Genomic DNA, 11,370 nt, shown 5'->3' on the forward strand with positions numbered 1-11,370 from the left:
GCCATGACGTGGCTCAGCGATTGGTGGCAGTTCGATGTCGTCGACGGCTACAAGGGGCCGCTGCTGCTCAGCTTCACCGCGTTCGTGGTGACCTTCGTGACCACCCGCACCATCACGCGCCTGATCCGGGCGGGCAAGGGACCATTCCACAACGTCAGCAGCGGTGGCGTGCACATGCACCACTCGACACCGGGCGTCGTGCTGCTCATCGTGGGTGGCTTCACCGGGGTCGGCTCACCACCGCTGTCCGTCTGGACCTACCTCGCCGCGTTGTTGGTCGGGGTGGGCGCCTCGCTGGTCCTCGACGAGTTCGCGATGATCTTCCGGCTGCAGGACGTGTACTGGTCGCAGGAGGGCCAACTCTCGGTGAACGTGGTCACCTTGGCGGCCGCCTGCGTCGGACTGGCGACGGTCGGGGTGTCCCCGGTCAAGGTTGACGACCTGCCGGCCGACATCGCCGCGTTCCGCTACGCGGCCGTCGGGGTGTTGCTCGCCAACTTCGTCCTCGTCGCGATCACGGCGCTCAAGGGCAAGTACCCCACCGCGTTGTTGGGCCTGTTCATTTCGCCCATCGCGTGGGTGGCCGCCGTGCGGCTGGCCCGTCCGACGTCGCCCTGGGCACGATGGCGCTACAGTCCGGACAAGCGTGCCCGTGCCCGCCGTCGCGCTGCCGCGTTCGATCGTCGCTGGGCTCCCGTCCGGCGGCACTGGGACGACTTCATCGGCGGCACACCGACACTCGCCAATCCGACGGCGCTAGACCACGCCGCCGATCAGCCGACCGTCGACCACTGATTCGAGGACGACGCGCATCGCGTCGGCGCTCTGCGACCAGGAGAACTCACCGCTGCGGACCTGAGCCTTCACACCGAGTTGCTCACGCAGCACGTCGTCGGACAGCAGTTGCTCCAGGCGTGACACCAGTTCGGCGTGGTCGTCGACCAGCAGTCCGGTGACGCCGTCGACGATCGAATCCGTCAGGCCCCCGGACGACCGGTAGCCGATGGTCGGCACTGCGTGCTGAGCCGCCTCGGTGACGGCCAGCGCCCAGCCTTCCTTGCGGGATGGCAACACGTGCACCCAACAACGTTGCAGCACTTCGTGTTTGGTGCGGTCGTCGACGTGGCCGTGGAAGGTGACGAGGTCGGCGATGCCCAGCTGCGACGCATGCGCGACGAGGCGTTCGTGCCACCAGCCGCCGCCGACGACGTCGAGCCGCAGTTCCGGTACGAGCGGCGACAGCTCGGCGACGGCGTCGAGCACGTCCTCGATCTGCTTGTGCGGCACCAGACGGGAGAGGACGGCCACCCTCGGCGTCTTCGACCGCAGCGACGTCAACGTATCGGCGGGTGCCTCGTCCAACCCGTTGCGCACCACGGCGACACGATCGGGATTCACGCCGAGGTCGGCGAGATCGCGGGCCGAGGGCAGCGACACCGTGACGTACTGATTGTCACGGTGCAGCCGCGGCGACAGCGTGGACTCGACGAACCAGCCGAGCCGGCTCAACAGCGGGCCCGCGACCGGCCACTGCTCGCGGTGGCAGTGGTGGACGAGCAGGACGGACCGCCGCCCGAACGCCAGCCGCGCCAGGAACGGGATGCCGTTCTGGCTGTCGATCACCACATCGGGTCGCACCCGCCGCAACGGGCCGAGCCCGACGCGCGCCGCCAGCATCGCCAAGCCCGCGCGGACGTACACGCCGTAGCGACCACCGGCGCGGCTGATGGTGACGCCGTCGAGCACCTCGCGGCGCGGGGCGCCCGGGTAACGGGCGGTGCGCAGCGTGACGTCGACTCCGTCGGCCGCCAACTGACTGCCGATCCGCTGCAGGTAGGTTTCGCTGCCGCCGCCCTGCGGGTGACCGGTGTCGCGCCAACAGAGCAGCAACACGCTTCGGATCGGCGCTGGGGGTCCTCCCGCTTGCGGGGGAGAGCACAGCGACCCGGGAGCGTGTTCGGACTGGGCAGACATCCTCGTCAGCCTAGCTGCCGCCTAGGGTCGACCCCATGCCCGCAACCGACCTCTTCGCCAGCCAGGCCACCCTGGCGCGCTCGGTGCGGTTACTGGGCGAGTTCCGATTCGAGCAGCGTGATCCGGCCCGGTTCTACGGCGCCCTCGCCGACGACACCCTCGCCCTCGTCACCGCGTTGTGGACGTCGCTGCACGGCACGGCACCCACGGGGCGAACGCTGCTCGACGTCGGTGGCGGACCCGGTTACTTCGCCACCGCCTTCGGCGAGGCGGGCGTGCACTACGTCGGCGTCGAGCCCGACCCGAGGGAGATGCACGCCGGGCCAGCCGGGGTGCGGGGCACCGGCAACTTCGTCCGCGCCTCGGGAATGGCACTGCCGTTCGCCGACGACAGCGCGGACGTCTGCCTGTCCTCCAACGTCGCCGAACACGTACCCGACCCGTGGCGGATGGGGCGCGAGATGCTGCGGGTGACCAAGCCCGGCGGGCTCGTGGTGCTGTCGTACACGGTGTGGCTCGGCCCGTTCGGTGGCCACGAGACTGGGTTGACGCACTACCTCGGCGGTGCGCGGGCCGCCGAGCGGTACACCCGCACACACGGGCATCGGCCGAAGAACGACTACGGCTCGTCGTTGTTCCCGGTGTCCGCTGCCGACGGCCTCGAGTGGGCCGCGAGCACTGGGACGTTGATCGCCGCTTTTCCCCGCTACCACCCACGATGGGCCTGGTGGATGACGCGTGTGCCGGTGCTGCGGGAGTTTCTGGTCAGCAACCTGGTGCTGGTGTTGCAACCGCACTGAACGTCTGAACTGCAACAGGTTCTCGTTTGGCCCTGTGATGGGTAATGTGACGCTCATGACACAGAGCACGGCGTTCAAGACCGAGTGGGACAAGCTGTTCATCGGCGGCAAGTGGGTCGAGCCGTCCACCTCCGAGGTCATCGAAGTGCACTCGCCGGCCACCGGCGAGTTGGTCGGCAAGGTTCCCATGGCCACAGAGGCCGACGTCAACGCAGCCTGCGCCGCCGCGCGCAAGGCGTTCGACGAGGGTCCGTGGCCCCACACCTCGCCCGAGGAGCGCGCCGCCGTCTTGGGTGCCGCGGTCAAGATCATGGAGGAGCGCGCCGACGAGCTGAAGTTCCTTCTGGCCGCCGAGACGGGCCAGCCGCCCACCATCGTCGACATGATGCAGTACGGCGCCGCGATGTCGTCGTTCAACTATTACGTCGGTGCCGCTGACAAGTTCACCTGGCAGGACATCCGCGACGGCATCTACGGCCAGACCCTGGTGCTCAAGGAGCCCATCGGCGTCGTCGGCGCCGTCACCGCGTGGAACGTCCCTTTCTTCCTGGCCGCCAACAAGCTCGGCCCCGCCCTGCTTGCCGGCTGCACGGTGGTCCTGAAGCCTGCCGCCGAGACGCCGCTGTCGGTGTTCGCGATGGCGGAGATGTTCGCCGAGGCCGGACTGCCCGAGGGCGTGCTCTCGATCGTGCCCGGCGGCGCCGAGACGGGACGCGCGCTGACCGCCAATCCGCAGTTGGACAAGTACACCTTCACCGGCAGCTCGGGTGTCGGCAAGGAGGTTGCCAAGATCGCGGCCGAGAACCTGAAGGCCTGCACGCTGGAACTCGGCGGCAAGTCCGCGGCGATCATCCTCGAGGACGCCGACCTCGACTCGACGCTGCCGATGCTGGTGTTCTCCGGACTGATGAACTGCGGACAGGCATGTGTAGGGCAGACCCGCATCCTGGCGCCACGGTCGCGCTACGACGAGGTCGTGGAGAAGCTGTCGGCCGCCGTTGCGGCGATGCCGATCGGCCTGCCCGACAACCCCGGCGCCATGATCGGCCCGCTGATCTCCGAGAAGCAGCGCGAGCGGGTGGAGGGCTACATCAAGAAGGGCGTCGAGGAAGGCGCGCGGATCGTCACCGGCGGCGGTCGCCCCGAGGGCCTGGACAGCGGATGGTTCGTCCAGCCCACGGTGTTCGCCGACGTCGACAACTCGATGACCATCGCGCAGGAAGAGATCTTCGGGCCCGTGCTCGCGGTGATTCCCTACGATACCGAGGACGACGCGGTGCGCATCGCCAACGACTCGGTGTACGGCCTTGCGGGCAGCGTGTTCACGCAGGACTTCCCGAAGGCGCTGGAGATCGCCAAGAAGATCCGCACCGGCACCTACGCGGTCAACATGTACGCGTTCGATCCGGGTGCACCCTTCGGCGGCTACAAGAACTCGGGCATCGGCCGCGAGAACGGCCCCGAGGGCATCGAGCAGTACTGCGAGTCCAAGAGCGTGCTGCTGCCCTTCGGCTACACGCCGTAGTCGTAACTGGCTCCGCTCTGCGTCCATGGCGCAAAAGTGCGAGTGACCCTCGCCGCCAACGCAGAGCGGAGCAGTGAGCTATTAGAACGCCTCTGCCTCGAGCTCCATCGCCGCCAACTCGGTGGACTCGATCGCCCTACGCTCGGCACCGAGGCGGGGCAGCACGTTCGCCGCGAAGAACGTTGCGGCGGTGACCTTCCCGCGATAGAAGGCACGGTCGCGTTCGGACGGCTCCCCGTCCAGCGCCGACAACGCGATCTCGGCGTGCCACAACAGCAGCCATCCGATCATCAGGTCGCCGACCGCGAGCAGGAACGGGACCGACTGCAGGCCCACGCGATACACCTCGCGCGGATCGGTGCTCGCCTCGACGTAGTACCCCGTGAGGGTGGCGACCATCGCGCGCACGTCGGCGACGGCGGTGGCCAGCACGGTGCGGCAGGTGACGAGTTCGGGTTGGCCGGCGGGGCTCTCGACGAAGGTCCGGATCTGGTTCAGCACGTGATCCAGTGCGACGCCGCGGTCGCGGGCGATCTTGCGGAAGAAGAAGTCCTGCGCCTGGATCGCCGTGGTGCCCTCGTAGAGCGAGTCGATCTTGGCGTCCCGGATGTACTGCTCTATCGGATAGTCCTTGAGATAGCCGGAACCACCCAGCGTCTGAAGCGATTCGGAGAGGTATTGGTACGACCGCTCCGAACCGACCCCCTTGACGATCGGCAGCAGCAGGTCGTTCACGCGTCGGGCAACGTCGGCGTCCGCGCCCGACACCAGTTCCGCGACGACGTCGTCCTGGTGCGCCGCAGTGTAGAGGTAGAGCGCCCGCAGGCCTTCCGCATAGGCCTTCTGCATCAGCAGGGAACGGCGGACGTCGGGGTGGTGCAGGATCGTCACCTTGGGCGCCGTCTTGTTCGTCATCTGGGTCAGATCGGAGCCTTGAACGCGCGTCTTCGCGAACTCGAGGGCGTTGAGGTAACCCGTCGACAGCGTAGCGATGGCCTTGCCGCCCACGGCCATTCGCGCAAACTCCATGATCTTGAACATCTGCACGATGCCCTCGTGGCGGTCGCCCACCAGAAAGCCGACCGCGGGCCTGCCGTGCTGGCCGAAGGTCAGTTCACACGTCGCCGACGCCGCCAGGCCCATCTTGTGCTCGAGGCCCGTGACGTAGACGCCGTTGCGCTCTCCGGGTGCCGCCGTCTCGGGATCGGGCATGAACTTCGGGACGAGGAACAGACTGAGGCCCTTGGTGCCCGGCACCGCACCGACGGGCCGCGCCAACACCAGGTGGGCGATGTTCTCGAACAGGTCGTCGCAGTCGCCGGAGGTGATGAACCGCTTGACGCCGTCGAGATGCCAGGTGCCGTCGGACTGCTCCGCTGCCTTGGTGCGCCCGGCGCCGACGTCGGAGCCGGCGTCGGGCTCGGTGAGCACCATGGTGGCACCCCAGTTGCGCTCGACCGCCAATGCGGCCCAATGCTTCTGCTGCTCGTTGCCGACATCGAAGAGGACGTCCATCATCGGGGGTCCGTCGAGGTAGAAGAAGGCCGCGGGCAGACCACCGACGAGGAACTCGTTGATCGCCCACCTGACCATCGCGGGCGCGGGGAGGCCGCCGATCTCCTCGGCCAGGCCGATGCGCGTCCACTCTCCTCGCTGCCACACCAGCACCGATTCCTTGAACGCCTCCGGCAGCGCCACCGAATGGGTCTCCGGATCGAACGTCGGCGGACGTCGGTCGCTCTCCTCGAACGACGCGGCCAACGGACCCTCTGCCTGTCGGGCGGCCTCGTCCAACATGCTGCGGACGTCGTCCACGTCGAGCCCGCCGAACTGGCCACTGGCAAGAGCCTTTTCGAGGCCGAGCACCTCGACGAGGTTGAACGTCAGGTCCCGGACGTTGGCTTTGTAGTGGCTCACGGTGGTTAGAAGGATCCCTCGTCGAGGTCCATCGTGGTCAGGTCGACCGATTCTATGATCTTGCGTTCGGCGGTCAGCCTCGGCAGCACGTTGTTCGCGAAGAACCTTGCCGCCGTGATTTTTCCGGAGTAGAACGCGCGGTCGCGATCGGAATGTTCGCCGTCGAGTGCGTCCAGGGCGATCTCGGCGCCTCGAAGTAGCATCCACCCGATGAAGAGGTCGCCGACCGCGAGCAGGAACGATACCGAGCCCAACCCGACGCGGTACAGGTCACGCGAGTTCTGCTGGGATGCGATCAGATAACCGGTCATGGTGCCGACCATCGCCTGGACGTCGGCCAGCGCGGAGGCCAGTCTCTCGCGGCAGTCGGCGAGTTCGGTTCGCGCCGATTCGGTGTCGAGGAACGCCTGGATCCGACCTGCCACGTGCGCGAGAGCGCCGCCCTGATCGCGGGCGATCTTGCGGAAGAAGAAGTCCTGCGCCTGGATCGCCGTGGTGCCCTCGTAGAGCGAGTCGATCTTGGCGTCCCGGATGTACTGCTCGATCGGATAGTCCTGCAGGAAGCCGGAGCCACCGAAGGTCTGCAGGGACTCCGTCAGCGTCTGATAGGCGCGTTCGGACCCGACGCCCTTGACGATGGGCAATAGCAGATCGTTGACGCGATCGGCCATTCCAGCATCCGCACCCGAGACGACGTTCGCCGCCGAGACGTCCTGATGCGCTGCGGTGTAGAGGTACAGCGCGCGCAGACCCTCGGCGTAGGCCTTCTGCGTCAGCAAGGCCCGTCGGACGTCGGGATGGTGCAGGATGCTGACGCGCGGCGCGGCCTTGTCGGTCATCTGGGTCAGGTCGGCGCCCTGGATTCGCGTCTTGGCATAGTCGAGCGCATTCAGGTATCCGGTCGAGAGCGTACTGATTGCCTTGGTGCCCACCATCATTCGCGCATACTCGATGATCTTGAACATCTGGGCGATGCCGTTGTGCGTGTCGCCGACCAGCCACCCGACCGCCGGCTTGCCGTGTTGGCCGAAGGTCAGCTCGCAGGTCGCCGACACCTTGAGACCCATCTTGTGCTCGACACCGGTGACGTACACGCCGTTGCGTTCACCGGGTTCACCCGTCTCGGGGTCGGGCATGAACTTGGGCACCACGAACAGCGAGAGGCCCTTGGTGCCCGGGCCCGCACCCTCGGGCCTGGCGAGCACCATGTGAACGATGTTCTCGAAGAGGTCGTCGGAGTCACCGCTGGTGATGAAGCGCTTCACACCGTCGAGATGCCACGTGCCGTCAGCCTGCTCGACCGCCTTGGTGCGGCCGGCGCCGACGTCGGAACCGGCGTCGGGCTCGGTGAGCACCATCGTGCCGCCCCAGTTGCGTTCGACGGCCAGTGCGGCCCAATGCTTCTGCTGCTCGTTGCCCTCCGCGTGCAGGATGCCGGCGAGCACCGGTCCGGCCAGATACATGAAGGCGGCAGGCTGTGCGCCGAGCGGAAACTCGTTGATCGCCCAGGACAGCATCGAGGGTGCAGGCACGCCCCCGACATCCTCGGACAGACCGATCCGGAACCACTCGCCCTGCTGCCACGCCTTGAACGACTTCTTGAACGGCTCCGGCAGCGTCACCGCGTGGGTGTCCGGGTCGAACGTCGGCGGATGACGGTCACACTCGGCGAACGACTCGGCCAGTGGCCCTTCGGCCAGTCGCGCGGCCTCGCTCAGCATGTCGCGGATCGACGCCGCGTCCAGATCGCCGAACTCGCCGGATGCCAGCACCTTCTCGAGTTGGAGGACCTCGAAGAGGTTGAATTCGAGGTCGCGCACATTGCTCTTGTAGTGGCCCATGTCTTGCGCCTTTCGCGGTCGAACTGCGCCCTGAAGCGTAGTCCGATTACGCCTCAGCAACCACGAAACCGGGCGGACCTGCGCTCGACGAAGGACAGCACGCCCTCGGCGGCATCCGCTGTGCCGAACAGGCGCGTCACCTCGGGACGGAGTGCGGCGACTGCGGCGGAATCACCCTCGGCGCGCGCCAACTGCGCCGAGGCCAACGTCGCCCGGACGCCCAACGGCGCCGCCCGATCGGCGATCGTATGGGCGATCTCCCTGGCCTTGGCCGCCGCTGCGGCCGCATCGGGCGCGACCTCCTGCACCAGACCGATCCGGTGCGCTTCGGCCGCATCGAACTCGTCCCCGGTGAGCAGCCAGCGCATGCCGTTTCCCCAGCCCGTCTGGCGCGGAAACCGTATCGTCGCTCCCCCGAACGGGTAGATGCCGCGCAGCACCTCCATCTGCGCGAAGCGGGTGTCCGCCGCCGCGATCCGGATGTCCGCGGCCAGCAGAAGTTCGATGCCGAGGGTGAGGCAACGTCCGTGCGCGGCGGCCACCACGGGCTTGGTCCACGCGCCGTCGAGGCGCCACGGGTCACGGCCGTCCTCCGGCATGGGATCGCGCCCCGCGGTGATGTACGGGGCGACGTCTTCCAGGTCGAGGCCCGCGGTGAAGTGCTCGCCGTGGGCGATGAGGGCGCCGGCCCGCAAGTCGTCGTCGCCCTCCAGCAGTGCGTAGGCGCGGGAGAGGTCCGCCAGCATGGCGACGTTGAAGGCGTTGCGCTTCTCGGGGCGGTTGAGGCCCATGACGAGTACGTGTCCGTCCCGTTCGAGGGTGACGCTACCCAGAGTCGGGTCGGGGTCGACGGTATTCGCAGTGGTCACCCCCGGAGTGAACCTCATCGAGGCGGATTATGCAATATACCATATTTTGGAGTGGCGACCTGCAATCCCGATGTCGTTCATCAGCCTCTCACCACTGAGCTTCTGTGACGAGGAATACATTCGTTGCTTGGCTGTGTTACGCGATTTATGCTCGATGACATAGCTAGGGAGGTACCCATGTGGATCGTTGAGATCAACGTCCTGGGCCGCAGGTTCACGCACACCGTCGGTGACCGTCCGGACCCCTCCCTGCGTACGCCGCGCATGACACAGTGGCGTCACTGGAAGCAGCGCCACCCGCGCGCCGCCGCCTGATGCCAGCCCCCGCCAAGATCACCAACAAGCGCGGCTCGACCCGGAACCGGATGCTGCTCACGGCCGCCGAGGTGCTGCGCGAGAAGGGCGCCGCCGGCGTCACGATCGACGAGGTGCTGGCGCGCAGCGGTGCCCCACGCGGTTCGGTGTACCACCACTTTCCGGACGGCCGGAGTCAGCTGCTCACCGAGGCCCTGCTGTACGCGGGGGATTCGATCACCGCCGTCATCGACGACGCCGCCACGCAGGGGTGCATCTCGCTGGTGCGCCAGTTCGTCGCGTTCTGGGAGCGCACGCTTGCCGACAGTGACTTCGCCGCGGGCTGTCCGGTGGTCGCTGCCGCGATCGGTTCGGCCGACGACGATCCCGCCCTGACCGACATCGCGGGTGACATCTTCGACCGCTGGCGGGCGGCCCTCAGCCGCGCGTTCACCGCCGACGGGTTCGACGACGCCGACGCCGGATCACTGGCGGTGACCTGTATCGCCGCGTTGGAGGGCGCCGTGGTGCTGTGCCGCTCGACCCGTACTTCCGACCCCCTGCGCGAGGTCGCACGACAGGTCGAGTTCCTCATCAAGTCAAGGGAATTCGTGCAACGCTTCGGGCTGCCTTCCGCCGAGCGTTAAGCAGCCTTCGCCCAACGCGCACAGACGAAGTCGGCGTTGCGCGCCACCTCCTGCAGGACCCATTCGGAGCGCAGCGGCAGCACGCGTGCGCCCTCGCCGAGCGAGCACGGCGCATACGTCACGACCATCTCGTCGATGAGGCCTGCGGCCGCGAACTGTGCCGCGACGACGCCACCACCGACGACCCAGACGTCCCCGTCCCTCGCCGCCGACACCAATCTGGGGTGCAGTTCGGTGACCTCGCCGGCGAACGTCTGTACGGGGTGACCATCCGCGATGACGTCGGGCCGGTGCGTGAGCACCCAACTCGGCTGTTCGTACATCCACTCACCGGGATGGTTCGCGAGTAACCACTCGTAGGTGGACGATCCCATCGCAAGTGCCCCAACGTCATTCGCGAAGGCTTCGTAGCCGAACGCGCCGTTGGCGTCGACGGCGCGCGAGGTGAGCCAGTCCAGGCTGTTCGCCTCGTCGACGACGAAACCGTCGAGGCTCGACGCGGTGTAGTAGACGGTCGCCATGTCAGTTCCTCCTCATCCAGTCCAAGGGGTCGCCGCGGCCTGCGAGCACGCCGTGGCGGGCGAGCATCGTCCGGGCCAGTTCCCGCCGATGCGCCGCGTAGGTCAGCACGTGCGCGACGATGCCGTAGAGCTGAAAGGACTCCGGCGGGTCACACAGTGCATCGATGACGGTGTCGCCCAGCCGCCCCTGCTCGGCGCGCTGGATCACCATCGCCGTCCAGCGCGCGGACACCGCCGCGTGGTCGTCGGCGAGTTGCGCGGCGGGCCGCAGCCCGGGGCGCTCGGGTTGGTCGCGCCCCTCGATGCTCGCGAGCCATACCTCCTTCGTCCACACGATGGCGCTGAGCACCGCACCGACGCTGGGCTCTTCACCGTCCCAGTCCAGGACCACCTGCCCCGGCGAAAGCCGTTCGCACCATTGATCTTCGGTGAGTTCGCCGGCCTTGCCGATGAGGTAGGCGGTGTCCGCGACGTCATGCGCCACCATCAGGTGGGAGACGTCGGGCGGCTTGGCGTCGTCCACGCTGTCCAGCCACAGCGACTCCGGCGGATGGAAGTGCACGCCGTTGGGTGCGGCAAGCCGGAACTCGACGTCACCGGCCTGCGACGGTGGCACACCGTACGAGCGCCGGAAGGCACGCGAGAACACCTCGGGCGACGACCAGCCTTCTTCGGCGGCCACCGCTGCGACGCCTTCGCCGCGTTGCAGTCGCCAGGCGGCCCGCTCCAACATGACCCGACGCCGCATCGCCGCAGGCGGCTCGCCGGTCAACCGACTGACCTGTCGGGAGAAGTGGAACGGGGACGCGAAGCTGCCGCGCGCCATCTCGGCGACGTCGGAGTTGTCACCGTCGACGACGGCGTCGAGCAACTCTCGCAGACGGTCTCGTCGAGGCTGATCGCTCACAGTCACCGAGTATGGTCCGGCGCCGCGGGAAGCGACATGACGATTCCTGCTGTCTCACCGCCGCACTAGACTCGT

The 11,370-nt window shown here is 67.6% G+C and carries 11 protein-coding genes; 5 read left to right on the forward strand and 6 right to left on the reverse strand.

Going from position 1 to position 11,370, the window contains the following annotated elements:
* Positions 1-3: 3 nt before the first annotated feature.
* A complete protein-coding gene (locus tag VET27_RS12275) occupies positions 4-795 on the forward strand; it encodes a hypothetical protein (protein ID WP_526518398.1) in 792 nt (263 codons plus the stop codon).
* Here the strand turns inward: VET27_RS12275 and VET27_RS12280 are convergent.
* Complete coding sequence (locus VET27_RS12280; protein WP_526518400.1) at positions 757-1,893, reverse strand: glycosyltransferase family 4 protein; 1,137 nt, start codon at positions 1,891-1,893, stop codon at positions 757-759. The two genes, VET27_RS12275 and VET27_RS12280, sit on opposite strands and share 39 nt — an antisense overlap.
* A 116-nt stretch (positions 1,894-2,009) precedes the next feature.
* Here VET27_RS12280 and VET27_RS12285 point away from each other — a divergent pair, with 116 nt between their 5' ends.
* Complete coding sequence (locus VET27_RS12285) at positions 2,010-2,774, forward strand: class I SAM-dependent methyltransferase (protein WP_526518403.1); 765 nt, start codon at positions 2,010-2,012, stop codon at positions 2,772-2,774.
* 55 nt (positions 2,775-2,829) lie between these two features.
* Positions 2,830-4,299: an aldehyde dehydrogenase gene (locus tag VET27_RS12290; RefSeq protein WP_526518405.1), complete on the forward strand. Its 1,470-nt coding sequence runs from the start codon at positions 2,830-2,832 to the stop codon at positions 4,297-4,299.
* An 81-nt stretch (positions 4,300-4,380) separates the two neighbouring features.
* On the opposite strand, the gene VET27_RS12295 is transcribed toward VET27_RS12290, so the two are convergent.
* The 3 genes from VET27_RS12295 to VET27_RS12305 are packed head-to-tail and all read right to left on the reverse strand — an operon-like array spanning position 4,381 to position 8,926.
* Positions 4,381-6,216, reverse strand: a complete 1,836-nt coding sequence (locus tag VET27_RS12295; RefSeq protein WP_526518407.1) for an acyl-CoA dehydrogenase C-terminal domain-containing protein — start codon at positions 6,214-6,216, stop codon at positions 4,381-4,383.
* A gap of 5 nt (positions 6,217-6,221) precedes the next feature.
* Positions 6,222-8,057, reverse strand: coding sequence for an acyl-CoA dehydrogenase C-terminal domain-containing protein (locus tag VET27_RS12300; RefSeq protein WP_526518409.1), 1,836 nt, complete (start codon positions 8,055-8,057; stop codon positions 6,222-6,224).
* Between the two features lie 53 nt (positions 8,058-8,110).
* Entirely contained in the window at positions 8,111-8,926 is an 816-nt protein-coding gene (locus VET27_RS12305) for an enoyl-CoA hydratase/isomerase family protein (RefSeq protein ID WP_526518411.1), read from the reverse strand.
* 177 nt (positions 8,927-9,103) lie between these two features.
* Here VET27_RS12305 and VET27_RS12310 point away from each other — a divergent pair, with 177 nt between their 5' ends.
* Both VET27_RS12310 and VET27_RS12315 read left to right on the forward strand, forming a co-directional pair.
* Positions 9,104-9,241, forward strand: a complete 138-nt coding sequence (locus tag VET27_RS12310) for a hypothetical protein (protein ID WP_526518413.1) — start codon at positions 9,104-9,106, stop codon at positions 9,239-9,241.
* Entirely contained in the window at positions 9,241-9,867 is a 627-nt protein-coding gene (locus VET27_RS12315) for a TetR/AcrR family transcriptional regulator (protein WP_526518416.1), read from the forward strand. The genes VET27_RS12310 and VET27_RS12315 overlap by 1 nt, the downstream gene beginning before the upstream one ends.
* Here VET27_RS12315 and VET27_RS12320 read toward each other — a convergent pair.
* On the reverse strand, positions 9,864-10,388 hold the full coding sequence (locus VET27_RS12320) for a dihydrofolate reductase family protein (protein WP_526518418.1): 525 nt from the start codon (positions 10,386-10,388) through the stop codon (positions 9,864-9,866). The genes VET27_RS12315 and VET27_RS12320 overlap by 4 nt on opposite strands.
* 1 nt (position 10,389) lies before the next feature.
* Positions 10,390-11,295, reverse strand: coding sequence for a helix-turn-helix domain-containing protein (locus VET27_RS12325; protein ID WP_526518420.1), 906 nt, complete (start codon positions 11,293-11,295; stop codon positions 10,390-10,392).
* Positions 11,296-11,370 lie beyond the last annotated feature (75 nt).

The organism is Mycobacterium sp. (genome assembly GCF_035633495.1).
In the GTDB taxonomy this organism is placed as follows: Bacteria; Actinomycetota; Actinomycetes; order Mycobacteriales; family Mycobacteriaceae; genus Mycobacterium.

Bases quoted from the DNA above. Each gene is read 5' to 3' on its own strand.
- VET27_RS12285 (WP_526518403.1), top strand. From the start codon at position 2,010: ATGCCCGCAACCGACCTCTTCGCCAGCCAGGCCACCCTGGCGCGCTCG.
- VET27_RS12290 (WP_526518405.1), top strand. From the start codon at position 2,830: ATGACACAGAGCACGGCGTTCAAGACCGAGTGGGACAAGCTGTTCATC.
- VET27_RS12300 (WP_526518409.1), bottom strand. From the start codon at position 8,057: ATGGGCCACTACAAGAGCAATGTGCGCGACCTCGAATTCAACCTCTTC.
- VET27_RS12315 (WP_526518416.1), top strand. From the start codon at position 9,241: ATGCCAGCCCCCGCCAAGATCACCAACAAGCGCGGCTCGACCCGGAAC.
- VET27_RS12310 (WP_526518413.1), top strand. From the start codon at position 9,104: ATGTGGATCGTTGAGATCAACGTCCTGGGCCGCAGGTTCACGCACACC.
- VET27_RS12275 (WP_526518398.1), top strand. From the start codon at position 4: ATGACGTGGCTCAGCGATTGGTGGCAGTTCGATGTCGTCGACGGCTAC.
- VET27_RS12320 (WP_526518418.1), bottom strand. From the start codon at position 10,388: ATGGCGACCGTCTACTACACCGCGTCGAGCCTCGACGGTTTCGTCGTC.